Origin of the sequence: Leptospira brenneri, assembly GCF_002812125.1 — a bacterium.
GTDB lineage: Bacteria > Spirochaetota > Leptospiria > Leptospirales > Leptospiraceae > Leptospira_A > Leptospira_A brenneri.
In genome coordinates this window covers 625,786-645,983 of record NZ_NPDQ01000001.1, presented here as the reverse complement: position 1 = coordinate 645,983, position 20,198 = coordinate 625,786, and the positions used below count along the sequence as shown (strand labels likewise).

Sequence of the window (20,198 nt, the reverse complement as noted above, 5' to 3'; positions counted from 1 at the left end):
ATCCATGACCGATACTTAGTATATGAACCGCTTGTATTTTTTTGGCTTCCTGTTACTCCTTACTTTCGGATGTGAAACTCCGCAACAGGTAATTACCCCAACATTTCCCACTCGCACAGAACAAATCAATCTCAACCACATCCGGATGATTACAAAATCGGAAGCGGTCCATACAGATTCCAAAGAAGGAAAAAAACCTCTCACCCAAGAACCAGGCGTGAATGTCGAATACTCCGAAAATAAAATCCCTTTCATTCAATTGGATCTATTCTTTGAAGATGCTGGAATTAGTATCATTGAAGAAATCATTGCCGGCAATATTTTAGAACATCATATCGTTGCACTCAACCAAAAAGGGGAAATCATCGCCAAACAACCAGTTAACTTCCAAGCTTATGAAATTTTGGAAACCAAAACTGAAGTAATGCGAAACAAAGTCATTGTGGGTGAATCAAAAAAACCCGTAAAGGTGAATAGCACAAGCCCTGAAACTAAAATTTCAAGAGAAGCAATCGAAAGACAGTACACAGACAGAGATACGGTTCCCCAAGTTTTAGAAATTCACGATGGTAAAGTTCCAAACCCAGGAGAATACATTAGTATCTATCTAGAACTCACTTATGTAAATCCACATCTAGAACCTAATTGTGAATCATACTCAGGGAATTGTAACGGTCCTAACCAATATTTTTTTGAGGACGTTACAAGACGTAATCGCAGAGAACTAGACATTCTTCGTAATCGTTATGTGGATGGGGAAGTGGCAAAATTTCCTAACTTAACAAAAGAAGAACAATCCGATTTCAAAACAAATATCAAAAACAAAATTGAGACAAGTAATGGTGCCTTTGGACCAAAACATGGATTTACTAAATTCTTTTTTAGAGAATGGAACTTAGTATCTTCGCCAAGGTATTTTCGAATTTTGTCCGTGTTTAAAAATGGAAAACAATCATTACATGACGATCGTAGCGAAGAAAAAAAACTCGCAGAAGAATCGACAGAAGATTCCAAATCGGAACATAACGACAGTCATTCTATTTTTGATTCTCCCACTCATACAAAACATAAAAAGAGAACGATCCCTACCCCATAAGTAAAAAACGGGTGAGGGAAATCCAACACCCGTCCTTTGGTTTTTTACGCAGCCTTCGAATCTTTTTTACGAGCACTGTCAAAACGAACGGTAGAAGCAGTCACTTTGATTTTAGACCTGTTTTCCCCGTCCGGACTTTTCCATCGGTTTTGTTTCAGATTTCCCATAACCGTCACCTTACTTCCCTTCTTAAGGTATTCCACACAGTTCTCTCCTAATTTTTCCCAAGCCTCTACCTCAAAGTAAGAGACGTCGTCTTTCTCCTTACCTTCTTGGTTGTTTGCTGTATGGTTGACAGCAACTGTGAAAACAGCGAGAGATTTTCCTCCCGCGACATTTCTTTCCTCTGGGTCTGCGGTTAAATTTCCATCCAGAATGATGTACGATAGATTTTTCATTTGAGTATCCTTAAATCAATTTTCTTAGCCACAAAAGACCGGTTCGTTTTTATATGAATTGGTTTCAAAAAAAGGGTTTTCTTAAGAATTTTCTAGAATCTACGACCCAACCGGGCATTTAAGATAGACAATCCATTGGAGAAAATGAAGATTTCGTCTGTGGGACTTCCCGACGCAGAAATACTCCACCTTGTAACGGCAATTAGCCGTGAGTTGGTTTGTTTGCATGAACCGGACGGAACGTATATTTACGTAAGCCCCAATTCAGAAAAAATCATTGGTTACAAATCCGAAGAACTGATTGGAAAAAATCCCTACGACTATTTCCACCCAGATGAAAGAAGACTGATCCAGGAAAGGTCACACCAACCCATCCTTCGCGGTGAAGAAAACATACACAGTACTTTTCGTTTTTTACACAAAGATGGAAATTATATTTGGCTACAATCTGACAATCGTTTGACGATTCATCCCACAACAGGGGCAAAATACATTCACACATCGTCTCGAGATATCTCTGAAAAAATTGATACAGAGGCAAATTTAGCAACAGCTGAACGTAGGTTCAATACTATGTTTCATAACTCTCCCATTGGACTTGTACTTACGGGAAAAAATGGTTATATCGATGAGGCAAATTTAGCTTTTGCAGATTTTTTAGGTTATCAAATTTATGAAATCATTGGAAAACATTTTTCCGATATCAGTTCACTCGATGAACTCGAAGAAAACTTAAAATTTCGAGACGAAGTACAAAAAGGAATCATAGACAATTATTCCATCGAAAAACAATACATTCACAAATCGGGAAATAAAGTTTGGGCTTTTATCACTGTCACCGTTCTCAGAGATGACAAAGGCCATCCCATTCACTACTTAGCACAAATCATAGACATTGACCAAAGGAAAAAAAACGAAGTGGTCCTTCAAAAAAGGATTGGAGATCTACAGTCAAAATCCAATTCCCTTTTCATCCAAAACAAACAACACGAGTCCTATGACCAAATCATCTTTCATGAATTACAAAAATCATTAAACCAACTCAATCATCTTTTGGATTCAATCAAAACTTCAAACCAGTTTCCTGAGACAAAAGGATGGGAAGCAGATTTACTATATGCTGTCCAAAATCTGGAATCGCTCATTGCCGAAAACAAATCGATTCTACAAATGAAAAGTCCAGATTCTTACCAATGCGAACTCGTAGATATCTCCCAAACTTTGAAAAATGCCCTGGAACAAATGGAAGGAAGATGGAAAAACGAAGCAATAAAAGTCCAAACCGAATTCTCAAAAGCACCAACCGCGTATCTTTCGAAAGATTTTTTAGAAATGGTTTTTTTACAATTATTCGACAATTCGGACCGATTTACCCACCCAGGCAGAACCCAAAATATCTCCATAGAATCCTTTTCCGATGGTTCCCAGACTGCCATTTCCTATTCCGACAACGGAACGGGGGTCGATTTAGACCAGTACAATGACCAATTTTTTAATTTAAATGAGACTTTTCGTCGTCAGATGGATGGTAGAGGTCTGGGGTTATTTTTGATTCAAAGTAAAATCGAATCGGTGGGAGGAAAGGTTGAGATGCAATCCATATCAGGCGAAGGCATTACCTTTCGTATGTACTTTCCCAATAGGAGTCTAGGCATATGACTCCCAAAATTTGTGTTATCGACGATGATCAGATCTATCAATTCACTACCAAAAAAATCATATCCAATGCAGGAATTAAAGGAGAGGTTTTGATTTTCTCAGATGCAGAAAATGCTCTGGATTTTTTTCATACAGAAGTTCAGAATAAAGACAAACTTCCTGATATTATTTTTTTAGATATCAATATGCCACTGATGGACGGTTGGCAATTTTTAGACGCATTTGGAAAGATCCACTCTCAGTTTCCCAAATCCATTGAAATTTTTTTAGTTAGTTCTTCTGTAGACATCGCTGACACAGACCGAGCGGCAAAAATTCCGATCATCTCAGGGTATATTTTCAAACCCTTTACCAAAGAAAAACTTTTGGAATCAATTTCTCACGTCCAATCTTAGCTTGTCATTATTTTGCTTCGTATATAGAAATGGACGCACCTCTTATGGATCAGATACTCAATTGGATTGAAACCTATCCTCTGTCTTCCACACTCGTTGGACTTTTGTTGTTTCTAGTACTTGTCTTTATCCGAGACATTACACAAAAAACGCACACGATTCAGAGGAACTTCCCCATTGTCGGCCGGCTCCGTTATTTTTTAGAAATGATAGGGCCAGAACTCAGGCAGTATTGGGTGGCTCACGACAAAGAAGAACGTCCCTTTGACAGAACCGAAAGAAGTTGGATCTATGCAACGGCTAAAGGACAAAATAATAATTTTGGATTTGGAACGACAGAAATCCAATACGAACCTGGATATCCTATCATCAAACACAAAGCCTTTCCTTATCCAGAAGCTAAGGCCTATATCCACAACCAAGATCCAAGTTGTATTCCTTGTTTAAAGATCATTGGTCCCAAACGTAAATTCCCTTACAGGCCATATTCCATTATTAATATCTCTGCCATGTCATTTGGATCTCTCGGCAAAAATGCTGTGATGGCTCTCAACAGAGGAGCTAGAGATTCAGGCGCCTATCAAAACACAGGTGAAGGAGGCCTCAGTCATTACCATCTGGAAGGGGCAGACATGGTTTGGCAAATTGGAACTGGATACTTTGGGGCCAGAGACAAATCAGGAAAATTCAGTTTGGATGTCTTAAAAGAGAAAGTCGGAAAAAATCCTTGTATCAAAATGATTGAAATCAAACTTTCTCAAGGCGCCAAACCAGGGAAAGGCGGAATCCTTCCTGCAAAAAAAGTAAATGCAGAAATTGCAGCCATCCGTCATGTCGAAGAAGGAAAAGATTGTATCTCACCTAACTCCCATAGCGAGTTTACCAGTGTAAAAGAACTAGTTCAATTCATAGAAAGGATTGCTACCGGAACAGGGCTCCCTGTAGGAATCAAAAGTGCCGTTGGGGAAATTGAATTTTGGGAAGAATTATCACAAGAGATGAAACAAACTTCCCAAGGTCCCGATTTTATCACCATCGATGGAGGAGAAGGAGGCACAGGTGCTGCTCCCCTGACTTATGCGGACCACGTTTCCTTACCTTTTAAAATTGGATTCCAAAGAGTTTATACTCTATTTCAAAGAGAAGGATTGTCAGAACAGATTGTATGGATTGGATCAGGGAAACTGGGTTTTCCTGACAGAGCCGTCGTTGCCATTGCCATGGGTTGTGATCTCATCAACGTAGCCAGAGAAGCCATGTTATCCATTGGTTGTATCCAAGCCCAAAAATGCCATACAGACCATTGCCCGGCTGGGGTCGCGACCCAAAACTGGTGGTTACAAAGAGGTGTGGATCCAGAGATCAAAGGAAAACGTGCCGCCAAATACATCCAAGGATTCCGAAAGGAACTTCTGAGTTTAGCCCATTCTTGCGGATACGAACACCCGGGTCAATTCACAGGCAAAGATGTAGAAATCAGTATGGGGATGAATCGTTACCAAACCTTAGAAGGGTTACTCGGTTACAAACGAGACGAAGTGCATTTCACAAAACTTCAAGATTACACGATATTTCCGAAAAGACAAGCCTAATGAAAAAGTCCTTTCTAATTCTTACTTTATTCCTTGTTAGTTGCCTTTCAGAGGAAAGAAATACTAAAGCAGAAGCACAGAAGGGATTTTTAGATTTAAGCCAACATTCGTTCGCCAGCCAACCATTTGTTGCTCTCCATGGAGAGTGGAATTTTTTTTGGAACACTCCTCCTTCCAAAATTAAGGAAACAAGTTCCAACTTCTATTTAGTCCTTCCTGATCATTGGAATGGATTTCCAATGCCGTACGGCACCCTCGGTGGATTTGGCCATGCTAGTTTCCGACTTAAGGTAAAACTGGCAGAAAACTCGACGGAAACTATGGCTCTCACTGTCCATGAACAGGACACATCGTACGCAATTTATGTAAATGGCGAATATTTAGGTGGAGCAGGAAAACCAGGTTCCAATCCCAACGAATACAGTCCCAAAGTTGAATCTACTCTTGTAGTACTACCGAAAGGATCAGACTTAACCATTGATATCTACGTTGCAAACTACATACATAGAAAAGGCGGAATTTGGACTGATGTCGTCCTTTCTACTTATGAAAAAGGAGAAAGTCGAATCACCAAACGAAAGATCAACGAGACGATGTTATCATCGATTCTTGCATTTGTAAGTTTGTTTTTTCTAGTCATGTATTTTTACAATCGAGATGGAAAACATACAATTGGAATATTTCTCTTTTCTATGGCAGTTTTTCTCCGAACCATATCAACAGGAGAACGAATTCTATTAGAGTTTGCGGATGTTCCTTATTGGCTTTTATTAAGACTAGAATACATCTCTTGGTTTTGGTCTGCACCCCTACTCTATCATTACTTTTATACAGTTTTTCCAGAAGATTTCTCCAAACGAATGGGAAATTTCTTTTATGCTTTATCCGCCATCCTAACCCTTGGCCTCTTATTACCACCTGTTTACTTTACGGAGACAGCTTCCATTTATCCATTTGGTTTTGTTGCAAATGGAGTTCTGATATTTATCTATTTATATCGCGCTTACAAAAAGAACCGAATGGAATCCAAAATTTTACTATTAGGAATGTTTGTGGTTCTTGCGGGAGCCACAAATGATGTTTTACATGCAGAATCCTTAATTCACACCATGTACATTGCTCCTGCTACTGTAGTTATGTTTGTATTTTTGCAAGTCATCACTTTCGGACGGATTGTACGACAAAACATAGACAAAACTCTTGAATTCGCAGAAGAACAAAAACAATTCAATAATTCTTTTAGCCATTTTGTTCCAACAGAATTTTTATACCATCTTGGCAAAACAGATATCAGAGATGTGGACTTAGGAGATCAAGTACAGAAACGGATGACCATCCTCTTTGCTGACATCAGATCCTTTACCGAATTTTCAGAAACACTCACTCCCAAAGAAAACTTTGACTTTTTAAACAGTTATCTCCAACGAGTGGGTCCCATCATCAGGCACAATAATGGATTCATCGATAAGTTTATTGGTGATGCGGTAATGGCCCTGTTTCCCTATGATATCAACGATGCCATCAAAGCGGCCGTCGAAATGCAAGAAGCGATTCGCATTTATAACAGCCATAGAGCAAACTGTGGTTATATTCCTATCGAAGTAGGAATTGGGATTCACACAGGGAACCTCACCTTAGGAATATTAGGTGAACACAAACGAATGGAAGGAACTGTGATCTCCGATGCCGTGAACCTCGCCTCTCGTATCGAAGGAATCACAAAACTCTTTTCTTCCCGGATTGTGATCAGTGCAGATACTTTTATTGAAGCATCCGATGGACTAGGTTATCATTACCGGTTACTCGACCGAGTGGCGATCAAAGGAAAAACCGAATCCGTATTTGTTGTGGAAGTTTTGGATGGATATGAACCAGCAAAAGCATCTAGACTTGTTTCAACGAAAGATGATTATACACTCGCTCTGGATGCTTTCCGTAGAGAAGATTTTGAAGAGGCCATCGAAGGTTTTGCCAAACTATTAGACAAAAACCCTGACGACTCCGTCTCAAGGTTGTTTTTAGATCGTTCCCAAGAATCCAAAGAAAAATCAAAAATGGAAATGGGAAGTTAATTCAAATATTGATTTCAACCCCATTTGTATCGATTGAATCCATTTACAATTCAGTTCAGTTTCTTTTCTGCTTTATAGAATAACCAATTCCCAAAGTAACTCCAACTCCCAAAACTCCAAGTGCCAAATACGGCTCAGAAACGGAAACGGAACCACAAGCCACAATTCCAAGAACAAGCGCAATTCCAGGGAGTATGGGATAAAAAGGAGCTTTATAGGGCCTTGGCATCTCTGGTTCCTTCTTACGCAAAACAAAGTAGGAAACAAGACTCAAGAGATACATCCCACAAGCACCTAACGCAGAGATGGTGATGAGTTCCGCAGTATCCAAAAAACACATACAGAAAATACCCAAAACTCCACCAGTAAGAACTGCATTCCCTGGAACAAGAGATCCCTTACTTAGTTTAGAAAGGTAAGTTGGTAAGTATCCTTCTTTGGCCATTGCATAAATGAGTCTCGAATTTCCAAGGATGATCCCAAATAAAGAAGCGACAAGGCCAAACAAACCAATGAAGGTAAATACAAAAGGCCAAATCTGTTCGCTGCCATATAACTTCTGCAATACGTAAGATAAAGGATAATCCAACTCTGCAATTTCTTTGATATCAACCACAGAGGCTGTGAAAACAAAAATAAGACCTGCCAAACAGAGTAATGTAAAAATTCCAGCAGTGTAACCGATGGGAATGTCACGGGCCGGATTACGAACCTCTTCGGAAGCCAAAGCCACACCTTCTACTGCCAAAAAAAACCAAATGGCAAAAGGTATCGATAGAAATACCGATCCCCAAGAGATCGAATTCATCTCAGGCAAAGGAGGAATCCGATCTAAAGAAACGTGAGGCGCAAGAAATCCCAGATAAAACAAAAGCCCAAAGACGGCCACAAGTGTTACCAAAAGTTCAAAGCGAGCTGTTTGTTTAATCCCTGTTAAGTTGATTAATAACAATAAACAAAACATAACAATACCAGCGCCAAATTCTGGGATCACGGGAAAAAGAAAATGTATGTATCCTCCCAAAGCGGATGCAATGGCAGGAGGTGCGAGTAAAAATTCAACGAGAACTAAATACCCTGTGATGAGTCCAAACAAATCCCCAAGAGCCCTTTTGGCATATGCAGAAGGCCCCCCCGATTGTGGGATACTGGCCGCAAGCTCGGTAAAACAAAGAGCAAATAGCACATAAAAGGTAGCAATCCAACCAACAGCAAAACTGAATTCCCAAAAACTGGCTTTGGACCAACCAAAGTTCCAACCAAAATAATCACCAGAAATGACAAGTCCGACCGCAATGCCCCATAAATGCACAGAATGTAGAACTTTATGCATCTTCCCGTCTTCTTTCATGTTACCTCTTTGTGACAAAACACTTGTATCAAAATCAAAACAATAACCACGAATCAAATGAAAAAATAATGTAATGTACTAATCATTTGCTCATAGATATCGGCAACATCTTTCAAGTTTCGCTTGAGGATGTTTGGCGGGAAATGATACCGATCTCCGTTAAATAATCTCCATTTCTCGAAGTATTTCTGCTAAATGATAAAATTCGGTATTGCAAATGATTCTAAATCCTAATAATATAGGGCAAATACTAGGAACGGACCAAGATATGCGAAACATCTATTTAACCTTAATGATACTATTATTTGCAATTTTTCCCTTAAGTGCAGTACAAACTATCCTTCTCAAACAAGGTAAATCCATCAAAGGGATTGTGACCAACCAGAATGTGGACAGTGTAGAAATAGATACACAAAACGGAAAACATATGGTCATTTCCAAAAAAACTGTCTTAAAAATTATCTATAAAGACATTGCGGAAGCAGAAGAAGAAAACATCCGTAAGGAAGAAGAAGAAAAACGAAAGGCTGAAAAAGACAAAGCCATCGCAGCCAAACAAGAAGAAATTCGTAAACGCAGAGAAGAACTAACACGACAAGAATCAGAAAAAAAAGCGAAAGAAGGAGGCGGTGAAGTGGTCACTCATAGCCTTCGCGATTCCTTTGTTCTTGGTTCCGTTGCCGATGGGAATATGATCACTCTTGCTCCGGACTCAGCAAGGTGCCAACGATTCTCAGAGTATCCAGAGTATTTTTGGTTGTTTGGTGGTCTTAGATTTAGTGAACCCGATTGGAATGATTTACTCCCAAAAGACAACCGCCCGGTTCGCATCAAACAAACTTCCACCTGGACCGATATGGCAGTCACTCTTCTCGGTGGATTTCTCATTACCATCACCCGCAAAACAATTGTAGTCGATGTTTGTGAAGGAAATGGATATCGTATGGTTTCCGATTCCGAAATCAAACGCATCAAAGACGAAGCTGTAGAACAAATCAGAACCGAACAAGAACTCAAAGAAGCAGAAGAAAAATACGAGTTAGAACAACTCGAAAGAGATTTGGAAGCTTTAAAGAAGAAGAAGTAAGAAAACATTTGTGTTAAAAAAAATGAGATGGATTTCTTTATTTTTTGGATTGATGACTTTATCTTCCATTAACAATTGTTACTTCAATCCGATTGTTAATGGATTTTTGAATCCATTAGAAGAAGAAAAAAATTCAGGAGTTTTTTGGGGACTTTTGGGGATCCCTTCTACCGAGTTTAATATCACGGGTCAATTAAAATCAAATGCAGGCGTCGCCGTGGTAAATGCGAGCATAAAAATCAAAGGTTCAGAATCTTTAACCAGCACCACAAACGATGCTGGTCGATTTCATATTACGGGACCTTCCGGATCGATACAACTCGAAGTGAATGATAACGGAACCAAATTCACATTAGACCTTTTGGTAATGCCCCCTATGGTAAGTTTGGTAACGATTGGAAATTCCAGTTATACAATAACCAACCTAGAATCCTACCCAGCAACCTCAGAAATTCCATCTTACTTTGATTTGGTTGCATCTCTTCCTTACGAGGGTTTGGTGATTATTGACGAAGATTATATGTCGATATTCGGGACTGGTTTTTATTTTAAGTTTTCCGAGGATCTGGAAACTGTCGCAGATTATGACCAATGGGCAGCCCAGAACTTTATCGTATCCCCAACAATAAGCTTTGGTTCGGTTGCAAATTCAACAAATGCTATTATTATTGGGGTCGCGATGAACACTTTTACCATTCAAACTGACTATACTCTGACCCTTATGCCAGGAATCCGATCTGTCTCAGGTAAAAGTATAAAGTCCAATACCATTCGTTTTCGCATTGAGAGTCTACCACTATAAAGAATCTCTCTTTCTAAACAAATTAAAATTCATGAATATTCAAATGAAACAGCATATACATTTACCACAACCATCCAAGCGGAAGGAATCAACTTTTATGAATCGAAAATCCATTCTTCACACTTCGTTTGTTTTATTTTCTATCTGTTTTCTTTTAGGAAACTGTTACTTTAATCCTTTGGTAAATGGATTACTCAATCCAGAAGTAAAAGAAACCGATTCGTCCCCATTACTCGGATTGGCGGGTGGTATCGGAAGCCAATCATTTACGGTGAGCATTACGGGCCAAATCAAAGTATTCGGTGCCCCGCTTGCCAATACAGAAGTCAGTTTAGTGAACCTGTCATATTCTTCAAAGGACAATGCTACTTCTTCCACAACCAATGGAGCAGGTAGATTTTATCTAAATATCCCAACGGGACTTCAGACTTTACAATTTACGGATTCAGGTACACTAGTTACTATAAAATTGATGGTCTCAGAAATGGCAGCTACCGTTGTCACCGTTGACAATCTTAGTTATCAAGTCCAAAACTTAGATATCTATGTCCTTGGAGAAGAACCTCCTGTTTATTTAGAATTAATGTCTTCTATACCGTATGATGGATTATTAATTAATAGCAGTAACTATGAAATGATTTCTAGTAAGTTTATATTCAACTTCTCAGAGGATGTAGCCCATCCAGAAGATAATGATAATATCCTCTGGGCTTCAAATAACTTTATTATCACCCCTTCTATTGAAGTATCTTCTGTAGGTATTTCTAAAAGCAGCGTCGAAATCAACTTTAGTGGTTCCCTTTTCCCGTCCACCCCTTATACTATCACTATGAATTCCGGTATCAAAACAACATCTGGAAAAACTGTCAGGCCAACAATAATGCAATTCATGGTTGGGGAATTCTAATAACACAGTAGATCCTTCGTTTCTATTCTACACCTAGGTCTTCCTTGAAAATCTAGGTTTTTGACTCTAGAGCCCAAATCCAACTAATTTCCAACAAAAACCGAATGCCATTCGTTTTAAAGGGATCGATATACTTTAATAAAAGTCCTTGCCAATAATATTAAAACTCATTAATATTATTATTTTAAATAATCAACACAGAGCAATGATTTCCTTTTAAGAATTCATTGTTAGTTATGAATTGGACAGGGGACTCTCATGAACCGAAATTCTATTTTTTCGACTTCACTTGTTTTATTTTGTATGTGTTTTCTATTCGGGAACTGTTATTTTAATCCCTTAGTGAATGGAATTTTAAATCCAGTGGAAGAGAAGGATGACCCTATGGGCATGATGGCCCTTGGGATTGCAGGTGCGTTTTCAAATGTGCCATCCCAGTATGTAGTCACTGGACAAATCTTATCCAACGGAATGCCGGACGATGGGTTGACACTGAATGTAATCTCCAGAAGCTCCGAACCAAAAAACTTACCTCAATCTGCATTCACAGATTTAGGTGGGAGATTTTATTTACTCACTAGTTTAGGAATGACAGACATCAGCGTAGTCCAAACGGAAGGAGGAGAAGAGGTTTACCGATTTAGTTTGGAGATTGGGATCGGCTCTGTTCATTTGACGGAACTAACAACCGGCACAAATTATACTGTTACTGCTCTTGAGCTACAAATTCCAGGAAACACAATTGAATATTTTGACTTAGTTTCCTCATACCCTTCCAACAATATGACTATGCCATTCCCACCGGAATCAATGACTTTGATTTTTTCTGAATCCCTAACAAGTGAACTCCTTGGAATGAATGAAGAGGGATTACTTTCATGGTGGAACAACAATATCATAATCACTCCATCAATCTATGTAACTACGGTTATGATCAATTCCGAAGAAGGACAGCCGCCGAAAGACATCAGCGGGTATTGGAGTACCCAATCAATTCAGAACAGCATAGATTATACGATCACCTTATTTCCAGGCATTCGTTCCGCCACAGGCAAAGTATTAAAAACAAAAACCATTCGGTTCCGAGTCGAACCAGAATCTTGATCCTTAGCAACTAACAGACACGAAAACCGGCCTATTTTTGACCCTACCCTAATTTTCCATTCTGGTTTCTATGGAATCACTTAAAAACCGAGTATCGCTCTCCCCGAAGGAAGGCGAGGCTTGGTAAAGAAATTTCTTGCCAAGATTGGGAGACTGTTGTAGTCTTAGTGTCTCTGGATTGTAAACCCTTGATTTTGATTCCGTAATCAAAATTGCCACAGTTTCCATGGAGCTAAAACTTATGAGCCGTCAACTTCGTTTACCAACTTCACTCGTTTTAGTATGTTTATGGATTCTATTGGGAAATTGTTATTTCAATCCGGTTGTCAACGGAATTATCAACCCCACTGTAGAAGAAGAACCAGAAGCAGCCGGAGCAGGATTACTAGCTACCCTAGCAACACCACCGGAATCACCATCACCGTATTTTTTTCTAGTAAGCTCGATTCCAGCTGATGGAGAAGATAGTTCCCCTCCGATAAACACACTCTCATTTACCTTTTCTGAAGAGTTGGATGTAGATGCTTCAAATGGAAGTGCATGGATTACCGCAAACATTATCCAAAACCAATCGATTAACTTTGGCCCCACTGTTACTCTTAGTGATCGAAAATTTGACCTTTCTGTTAATTTCGGAATTAACACTGGGAATACCTATACGATTACATTTGGATCGGGAGTTAAAGTCAAATCGGGGAAACCAATTTCTCCCGGAACAAAAGTTACATTCACTTGTTCAGGATGTCCTGGAGCATAGCGTAATTAGTATTTCTATCGGATCAATTGCCCTCTTAAACTGAAAAACCTTCCATTAACAACCAATCACCCTTTCTCCCCTAACTCAGACTTGACAACCAAACTAGACCTTATACTCTTTAGCGGTCGTGAACCCATCCGTAAACCCAAGACAAACCTACTTCTCTAAAATTTTACTGACTTTAACAGTAACCACCGCTTTACTCTTTGGTTCTCATTGTTCCTCCGCAAGCGAAGAATCCATCGACACTCTTGTTTCCAAAGTTCCCAATCCCAAAGAGCTCCGGAACAGTTGGGTGGAAGACAGTGCTGGGGTTTTAACTGATACAACGGTCATTGACCAAATGATCAATGGCGAAGAGGTATCTTCTGGACTTGAAATCGCTGTTGTCACACTACCAACAATTGGAAGTTATGTGCCAAAAGACTTTGCCGTAGCTCTCTTTAACTATTGGAAGATTGGAAAAAAAGGCAAAGACAATGGAATCCTGATTCTACATATCATCGACCAAAGGCGGGTGGAAATAGAAATTGGATACGGTTTAGAAGGTGACCTTCCCGATGCCACGGTCAAACGAATCATCGATACTTACACCATCCCCGCATTCAAAGCGGACGATTTTCAAAAAGGACATGCAGACACAGTTGCGGCTCTTATCAATAAACTCAATCATCCAGAAATCCCTGTAGAAGACTTAGTTTCCAATACTACCGATTCAAACTTTGCTTCAGATACAAGTACCTATCCAACGGGAAGTGAGACTTCCAACGAATCGAAAAGAACCGATTACTATGATTACCAAGGAAAATCTTATTCGCAACTCACAGAAGATGAAAAAAGAATTTTAGAAGAAACTGTCGAAAGATACAATACCACTGGAAATTATTTCTTAAACGATGAAGAATCTAGACTCTTAAACGAAAAGTTTACAGAACTAGAAAGAATTGAAAAAGAAGAATCATTTCGTCTAAAACAATACTTTATCTTCGGATATCTGGCAATTTTTGTTTTTTTAAATTTACTCCAAAGATTGATCGTTTGGATCACACCTTCCCCGACTGCCAAGTATCATATCGTTCATAAATCAGATTTTATTTTATTTTATGGAATTGTGATTAGTCCGGTTGTGATAGCGATTACTTTACTTTCATTGGTTTTGGATGATGCCTTATTTCCTGTTTCAATTTTTCTCATCATTGCAAGTATCATCGTGTTTTTTATTTTTTGGGGAGACTTACGAATGCGTAAGTTAATGGAACGATTGCAGGCCATTCGCAATATCCCAAGGAAATGTGAAAAATGTGGTTCAAAGATGGTCAAACTTTCAGAAGAAGCAGATAACAAACATTTATCGGAAGGTCAAGTTTCAGAGGAAATTGTCAACTCAGTCGATTATGATGTTTGGGTCTGTCCAAGTTGTCATTCCAATTCTATCTTCAAATTTAAGAATATCAATCCCGAATACATTCACAAAGGTACGTCTTTTCTCAAAATCAAACCTTGTCCCGAATGTAAGTTTGAAACCTTTGTTTGTAAATCCAGTCGTATCCTTTCGGAAGCAACTTACAGTAGTTCAGGAAAAGTGGAGGTGCGAAGAACCTGTGCCCATTGTAAACACAATGCCACTGAATACGAAACCATTCCCCAAAAACAAAAAAGTAGTTCGGGTAGTTCCTCTGGTGGAGGAGGAGGAGGTGGCGGAAGTTTTGGTGGTGGTTCCTCTGGTGGAGGGGGAAGTGGAGGAAGTTACTAAAGTCCAACCCAATAGAAAGGACAATGATAAACCGAAATCGAAGAAAACAAATATAGTATTTATCCCTACTTAAAAATTTCTTCTTTTTCGGAACCAAACATACATTCGCCTATTCGATTTTGATACCAATCTAGAATATGGCGCTATGTACAATCTGTTTGATCCAAGAAACAAACAAAAGTTTGGTTCTACTAAACAAAAACTTTGCGTTATTGTCCTTTGCTTCCTTTTTAATTCCTCCATTTCAGCCAATGAAAACGAGGTTCCTCTAACAATTCACGATAAAAAAGGTACTTGGAATATCCAATGGGGATACAACCGAAGTAGCTATACTCAAAGCGATATCAATTTTCGTGGCCCAGGATACGAATACACTCTCAAATCGGTGAATGCAAAAGATAAACCAGAATCTTTTCGAGCAGACGTATATCTAAACCCCTCCAAGTTTGAAATCCCTCAATACAATCTAAAGATCAGTTATTTTTTTACTGACCGATTCTTCTTAGCTTTTGGGGAAGATCATATGAAGTATGTTGTCACCCCAGGCCAACCGGTAAAGTATTCAGGTTATATTGACCCAGGTGTCATTGCAAAAAATCAAACCGCATTATCTCTGGAATCTGCTCTATTCATTTACCTGTTTCCCGAACATGTACAACAAATGGCAGGTTACCATGGCGGCGACCAAATCATTACCCTAACCCCTGATATTTTAAAATACGAACATACCGATGGGTTGAATTACCTATTTTTAGATTTCGGTTGGATCACTCCTCTTTATACTTCTTCTGATGGACTGAGTGGACTTAGTTTAGTCTCAACCATAGGAGGTGGACCTGTTGTATGTCGAAGTGATGTACGCGTATTTGGAAAAGGCCAAAACAATAACTTTCATCTTTCTGGTTATGGTGTCTCTGGATATGTTGCCACTCGTTATGAATTTTCAAGGACTTACTTTCTAGAATTTGGTGGCAAAGGTGGATACATTGACCTTACCGATGTGCTTACTAGTGGTGGATCCAATCGCGCTTCGCAAAATTTTGGATTTTTAGAACTTGTTTTATCTGGTGGGATTGCGATCTAGAGATAGAACTATGAATGAATCCATCATCTACGAAATCTCTGTTCAGTCTTTCCAAAAAGGTCTTAGGAATTTAATTAAAATTTTAGAAAAGGCCGAGACTCATTCGGCTTCTAAAAATTTTCCTTTTGCCAATTTACTGAATGCACGACTCTTCCCTGACCAATTCCATTTAACGAAACAAATCCAAATCGCTTGCGACACTGCCAAACTTGCTGTTTCTCGTATTACTGGAAAAGAAGCACCGGTTCATGAAGACACTGAAACGAATTTAGAAGAACTAAAACTTAGAATTCATTCTGTGATTCAATATTTAGATACTTATCAAAAAGAAGATTTCCAACAGGTGTTTGAAACGAAAATATCATTACCTAGATGGGAAGGAAAACAGTTAACGGGATTTGAATATCTTACCCATCATGCGATTCCAAATTTTTATTTCCACATAACCACTGCCTATGCGATTCTAAGGCACAACGGAATTGAAATTGGAAAAAAAGATTATTTAGGGGATATGCCGTTTAAGACATAAAATTTACATCCCTGGATTTCCCCAAAATCCCTTTTCCCATCACAACCGTTATCCTACCGAAAACCGTTAAAAATGGTTCAACCGCAATTCTGGAACGTTTTTAACGGAAAAATTCAAATTTTTTTCTAAGCTAATGGAAATTAGCTGTCTTCGAACGATTGCCAAATCGACATTATCATTTCCGAATATTTTTATATATTTTAGGCGAAAAATTTGCATGCGAATCAAAAACAAAATCTACCTGCTTTCTTTCCTAACTCTGTTCACAAGCAATTGCGTATTATTTTCTCCCGAAAGCGCTAAAACAGACTTTAGCATCTTTGCGTTCTTATTTGGACTCGTCGGTGGATCTCCTTCCTCAACCCAAAACCTAACTCCTGGCACCGCAGTAGATTTGTCAGGTGATGGAAAACCTGATGGAACCTTAGTGGATTCTGACGGGGACGGTGTTTCCGATGGAATCAATCTTACCGGTGGAACCACGCCCAATCTGCTTTTGCTCGACACCAATGGAGATGGAATCCCGGATGCTGTGGATTCTAATGGAGATGGTTTACCGGATTATTATATCAGCCCAAACCCTCCTGGTTTTTTAACCACTGGACCAGGGGGAACGGGAAATCCTGTTGTTATCATCGTCGATGGTAGCAGCAATCCAATTGGATTCGATACCGATGGGGATGGAACACCGAATGATACAGCTATAGTTACCATTTTAAGTGATACCACACCCCCTACCATCACCAGTTCTTTGTTAACCGGAACTTTTTCTACTACACAAACCACCACTCTCACTTGTGCTGACAACAAAGCACCAGGTTCTATTGTTTATACTCTGGATACAACGGCTCCAACTTTTGTTCCCAAGAATGGTGTGATCATTGCCACTTCTTCCAAAGCAGTGTCCCTATCAACCGAAGGAACTCACACTCTCAATGCAATTTGTAGAGATCGTGCCGGAAATCTATCCACACCGATTAGCATCGTTTATACGATCGATACCAAAATTCCAGCTCTTACTCTTGTCAGCCAATCTTCTCTTGCGATTAGTGCATCAGCAAATGCGATTGCAAACTCTACTGCCACTTGGCGATCCGATCGTTCCGGTTCTTTTACTGTTCGAGAAGGAAGTTCTTGTGAAACAGGAACCATCGCGACTACGGGATCGGTCACTGCCAATGTAGACCAAGGATTTATCCGTTCTCATTCCCACTTCACTGGTGAAGGCACAAAGACCTATCGAATCTGTGTAACAGGTTCTAATGGACTTGTTGGATTTACCTCTATTACTCTTCAAAGAGATGATACAGCACCTGTGGTGAGTGCAGATCCAGGTGCCGGAAACTATGGAACAGCGACATCCGTTTCTCTTTCCTGTTCCGATACGGGTGGTGCTGGTTGTGATCAGATTGCCTATGCAGTGCAGACAGGTTCAAGTCCCACTAACCCTGCCATCCAAGGAACGACTGGAACCGTAAGCAGTGGAACTTTATACGCAAGCGCCATTGCGATGAGTGACGGAGTTGTCACCTATACAAAGTTTGTGGCTCGTGACAAAGCGGGAAATGTGTCTGCTGTAAGTTCCGCAAACTATGCAGTAGACACACAAGTTGCTACCATCACGGTAAACTCTCATACGGCAACCGTCAATGGATCATCGAACGTTTCTCTTAGCTGGCAAAGTTCCAAAGCGGGATCTTACCAAATTCGTTTGGGTGGCTCTAGTTGCTCTGATGGAACCGCTCTTACCAATACAGGTTCTAATGCCAATGTTACCGGAAACATTGCGGCAACCACTGATACATCTACTACCATCGCCAACTCACAGTTTGCCGAAGGAGACAATACCATTCGGATTTGTGTGGTAAACTTAATTGGTAATTTTGGTTCCACCACTCGCAGTTCTAAAAAGGACACTACGGCGCCAGTACTAACTATGGCCTCTCCTTCTGGGTCCGGACCATTTGTATCTGGAACCCAACTCCAACTCTCTTGCTCCGATACAAATGGCTCTGGTTGTGATAAAATCATTTATACTTTAAATGGCACAGAACCAACATTTGATGGAAGTGGTGCCGTTACCAATGGGACTTTATATGCAAGTCCTGTAGCACTTTCCAACGGTAGCAACCAAGTCAAATACTTAGCTCGTGATTTAGCAGGAAATTTAAGCACAGCTGGTGACAAAAGTTTTTATGTGGGTCCACCGGATGCTCCTGCTTTTGTAGAAGCGCAAGCTGGGGGAACAAGCGCCGTAGTACAATGGTGGCCTGTGGTTGGAGCCACATCGTACACTGTGTACTATAGCGCAAGTCCTGGTGTCACAACTGCATCCTCCAGTTTTGGACCGGTGACCAATGCCAATGCAACTATTACGGGTTTAAGTAGTGGAACATTGTATTACTTTAGAGTCGTAGCAAGTAATTCTGCAGCCACAAGTGCCGTGTCTTTATTGGAAGCGATCGCATTTACAACAGCAACAGCACCTGGAATGAGTGTAACAGGAACTCATGTAGATATTTCTGCAGGACAGGGAACAAGTTCTGGTGTTTCCCCTAGCATAGTGGTTGACACTGTGAACCAAAAGCTATTAGCGATTACGAGAAATATTGAAAACTCTTCAAAACTAAGTTTGTTCCGTTGCAACTTGGATGGATCCAATTGCAGTCATATCGATATTTCTACAGGCCAAGTGATTACTGGCATTCCCAATCCTGTGATCGATCCGATCAATGGAAAACTACTGGTGGCTGCAGAAAATAGTGCCAACACTGGTAAGTTAAGTTTGTTTCGCTGTAACTTAGATGGAACTGCTTGTTCCCATACGGATATCTCTGCCGGGCAAGGGACAAATTCTGGACTAAGACCTAGTGCAGTGATTGATGCGATTAATAGAAAGTTACTGGTTGCGACATGGAATAGTGGCAACGATGGGAAACTAAGCTTATTTCGTTGTAACTTAGATGGAAGTGCGTGTACACATACAGATATCTCTGCCGGGCAAGGGACAAATTCAGGTGCGAGGCCCAACGTAATTATAGACTCTATCAGTGGGAAGTTATTGGTAACGACATGGAATAATGCCAACTCTGGAAAGTTAAGTTTATATCGCTGTAACTTAGATGGAACCGCTTGTTCCCATACGGATATCTCTGCTGGACAAGGCACTGACTCTGGAACTCTTCCCCAACCCACCATTGATACAATCAATTCAAAATTATTAGTCGTAACTCAGAATACTGCTAACGATAACAAACCAAGTTTATATCGCTGCAACTTAGATGGAACTGGGTGTTATCATACAGATATCTCCGCAGGACAAGGTTCATATTCCGGTATTTCCCCTAAGTCAATGCTTGATAGGTCTAGTGAAAAGTTATTAGTTGTGACTCGAAATAATTTTACAGGTTACAAAGCCAGTTTATTCCGTTGTAACTTAGATGGAAGTGCGTGTACGCATACAGATATCTCTGCCGGGCAAGGGACAAATTCAGGTATGGAGCCCAGTCTTACGATCGATCCAATTACTGGAAAATTACTAGTGGTGAGTCAAAATCTTGCAAACAACAGCAAACTAAGTCTCTTTATTTGGTAACCAACCCAACGATAGGC

Annotated in this window: 16 protein-coding genes; 14 read left to right on the top strand and 2 right to left on the bottom strand. The window is 39.9% G+C overall.

What is annotated here, in order from left to right; all coding sequences use genetic code 11:
- Positions 1 to 22: 22 nt before the first annotated feature.
- Positions 23 to 1,096, top strand: coding sequence for a hypothetical protein (locus CH361_RS03130; protein ID WP_100789339.1), 1,074 nt, complete (start codon positions 23 to 25; stop codon positions 1,094 to 1,096).
- Between the two features lie 44 nt (positions 1,097 to 1,140).
- On the opposite strand, the gene CH361_RS03125 is transcribed toward CH361_RS03130, so the two are convergent.
- On the bottom strand, positions 1,141 to 1,494 hold the full coding sequence (locus CH361_RS03125; RefSeq protein ID WP_100789338.1) for a single-stranded DNA-binding protein: 354 nt from the start codon (positions 1,492 to 1,494) through the stop codon (positions 1,141 to 1,143).
- Between the two features lie 144 nt (positions 1,495 to 1,638).
- On the opposite strand from CH361_RS03125, the gene CH361_RS03120 reads away from it, so the two are divergent.
- From CH361_RS03120 to CH361_RS03105, 4 genes are read left to right on the top strand one after another with little or no spacing between them, the layout of a single operon-like run.
- Entirely contained in the window at positions 1,639 to 3,153 is a 1,515-nt protein-coding gene (locus CH361_RS03120; protein ID WP_100789337.1) for a PAS domain-containing protein, read from the top strand.
- A complete protein-coding gene (locus tag CH361_RS03115) occupies positions 3,150 to 3,548 on the top strand; it encodes a response regulator (RefSeq protein WP_100789336.1) in 399 nt (132 codons plus the stop codon). The genes CH361_RS03120 and CH361_RS03115 overlap by 4 nt, the downstream gene beginning before the upstream one ends.
- 29 nt (positions 3,549 to 3,577) lie before the next feature.
- On the top strand, positions 3,578 to 5,140 hold the full coding sequence (locus CH361_RS03110) for an FMN-binding glutamate synthase family protein (RefSeq protein ID WP_100789335.1): 1,563 nt from the start codon (positions 3,578 to 3,580) through the stop codon (positions 5,138 to 5,140).
- Positions 5,140 to 7,212 carry an adenylate/guanylate cyclase domain-containing protein gene (locus CH361_RS03105; protein ID WP_100789334.1) on the top strand — a complete coding sequence of 691 codons (2,073 nt, stop codon included), beginning with the start codon at positions 5,140 to 5,142 and terminating at the stop codon, positions 7,210 to 7,212. The genes CH361_RS03110 and CH361_RS03105 overlap by 1 nt, the downstream gene beginning before the upstream one ends.
- Before the next feature lie 55 nt (positions 7,213 to 7,267).
- Here the strand turns inward: CH361_RS03105 and eat are convergent, their stop codons facing one another.
- Positions 7,268 to 8,563: an ethanolamine permease gene (gene eat, locus CH361_RS03100; RefSeq protein ID WP_100789446.1), complete on the bottom strand. Its 1,296-nt coding sequence runs from the start codon at positions 8,561 to 8,563 to the stop codon at positions 7,268 to 7,270.
- A gap of 268 nt (positions 8,564 to 8,831) precedes the next feature.
- On the opposite strand from eat, the gene CH361_RS03095 reads away from it, so the two are divergent.
- The 9 genes from CH361_RS03095 to CH361_RS03050 all read left to right on the top strand — a co-directional run bounded on the left by CH361_RS03095 (position 8,832) and on the right by CH361_RS03050 (position 20,181).
- Positions 8,832 to 9,650 carry an LA_0442/LA_0875 N-terminal domain-containing protein gene (locus CH361_RS03095; RefSeq protein ID WP_100789333.1) on the top strand — a complete coding sequence of 273 codons (819 nt, stop codon included), beginning with the start codon at positions 8,832 to 8,834 and terminating at the stop codon, positions 9,648 to 9,650.
- Between the two features lie 22 nt (positions 9,651 to 9,672).
- The gene (locus CH361_RS03090) at positions 9,673 to 10,452 is read left to right on the top strand and encodes a carboxypeptidase-like regulatory domain-containing protein (RefSeq protein WP_165782219.1); all 780 of its coding nucleotides are present in this window, start codon (positions 9,673 to 9,675) and stop codon (positions 10,450 to 10,452) included.
- 97 nt (positions 10,453 to 10,549) lie between these two features.
- Positions 10,550 to 11,359 (top strand): Ig-like domain-containing domain, encoded by an 810-nt coding sequence (locus tag CH361_RS03085; RefSeq protein ID WP_100789331.1) that lies wholly within the window; start codon positions 10,550 to 10,552, stop codon positions 11,357 to 11,359.
- A 258-nt stretch (positions 11,360 to 11,617) separates the two neighbouring features.
- A complete protein-coding gene (locus CH361_RS03080; protein ID WP_100789330.1) occupies positions 11,618 to 12,463 on the top strand; it encodes a hypothetical protein in 846 nt (281 codons plus the stop codon).
- A gap of 241 nt (positions 12,464 to 12,704) precedes the next feature.
- Complete coding sequence (locus CH361_RS03070) at positions 12,705 to 13,220, top strand: Ig-like domain-containing domain (protein ID WP_125232050.1); 516 nt, start codon at positions 12,705 to 12,707, stop codon at positions 13,218 to 13,220.
- A 127-nt stretch (positions 13,221 to 13,347) separates the two neighbouring features.
- The gene (locus CH361_RS03065) at positions 13,348 to 14,973 is read left to right on the top strand and encodes a TPM domain-containing protein (protein WP_208861369.1); all 1,626 of its coding nucleotides are present in this window, start codon (positions 13,348 to 13,350) and stop codon (positions 14,971 to 14,973) included.
- 145 nt (positions 14,974 to 15,118) lie between these two features.
- Positions 15,119 to 16,057, top strand: a complete 939-nt coding sequence (locus CH361_RS03060) for a hypothetical protein (RefSeq protein ID WP_100789327.1) — start codon at positions 15,119 to 15,121, stop codon at positions 16,055 to 16,057.
- 10 nt (positions 16,058 to 16,067) lie between these two features.
- Positions 16,068 to 16,586 (top strand): DUF1993 domain-containing protein, encoded by a 519-nt coding sequence (locus CH361_RS03055; RefSeq protein ID WP_100789326.1) that lies wholly within the window; start codon positions 16,068 to 16,070, stop codon positions 16,584 to 16,586.
- Positions 16,587 to 16,803: 217 nt separating this feature from the next.
- Complete coding sequence (locus tag CH361_RS03050; protein WP_100789325.1) at positions 16,804 to 20,181, top strand: chitobiase/beta-hexosaminidase C-terminal domain-containing protein; 3,378 nt, start codon at positions 16,804 to 16,806, stop codon at positions 20,179 to 20,181.
- Positions 20,182 to 20,198: the final 17 nt, after the last annotated feature.

Coding starts and splice junctions, on each gene's coding strand:
- CH361_RS03130 (WP_100789339.1), top strand. CDS start 23: ATGAACCGCTTGTATTTTTTTGGCTTCCTGTTACTCCTTACTTTCGGA.
- CH361_RS03125 (WP_100789338.1), bottom strand. CDS start 1,494: ATGAAAAATCTATCGTACATCATTCTGGATGGAAATTTAACCGCAGAC.
- CH361_RS03120 (WP_100789337.1), top strand. CDS start 1,639: ATGAAGATTTCGTCTGTGGGACTTCCCGACGCAGAAATACTCCACCTT.
- CH361_RS03115 (WP_100789336.1), top strand. CDS start 3,150: ATGACTCCCAAAATTTGTGTTATCGACGATGATCAGATCTATCAATTC.
- CH361_RS03110 (WP_100789335.1), top strand. CDS start 3,578: ATGGACGCACCTCTTATGGATCAGATACTCAATTGGATTGAAACCTAT.
- CH361_RS03105 (WP_100789334.1), top strand. CDS start 5,140: ATGAAAAAGTCCTTTCTAATTCTTACTTTATTCCTTGTTAGTTGCCTT.
- eat (WP_100789446.1), bottom strand. CDS start 8,563: ATGAAAGAAGACGGGAAGATGCATAAAGTTCTACATTCTGTGCATTTA.
- CH361_RS03095 (WP_100789333.1), top strand. CDS start 8,832: ATGCGAAACATCTATTTAACCTTAATGATACTATTATTTGCAATTTTT.
- CH361_RS03090 (WP_165782219.1), top strand. CDS start 9,673: ATGAGATGGATTTCTTTATTTTTTGGATTGATGACTTTATCTTCCATT.
- CH361_RS03085 (WP_100789331.1), top strand. CDS start 10,550: ATGAATCGAAAATCCATTCTTCACACTTCGTTTGTTTTATTTTCTATC.
- CH361_RS03080 (WP_100789330.1), top strand. CDS start 11,618: ATGAACCGAAATTCTATTTTTTCGACTTCACTTGTTTTATTTTGTATG.
- CH361_RS03070 (WP_125232050.1), top strand. CDS start 12,705: ATGAGCCGTCAACTTCGTTTACCAACTTCACTCGTTTTAGTATGTTTA.
- CH361_RS03060 (WP_100789327.1), top strand. CDS start 15,119: ATGTACAATCTGTTTGATCCAAGAAACAAACAAAAGTTTGGTTCTACT.
- CH361_RS03055 (WP_100789326.1), top strand. CDS start 16,068: ATGAATGAATCCATCATCTACGAAATCTCTGTTCAGTCTTTCCAAAAA.
- CH361_RS03050 (WP_100789325.1), top strand. CDS start 16,804: ATGCGAATCAAAAACAAAATCTACCTGCTTTCTTTCCTAACTCTGTTC.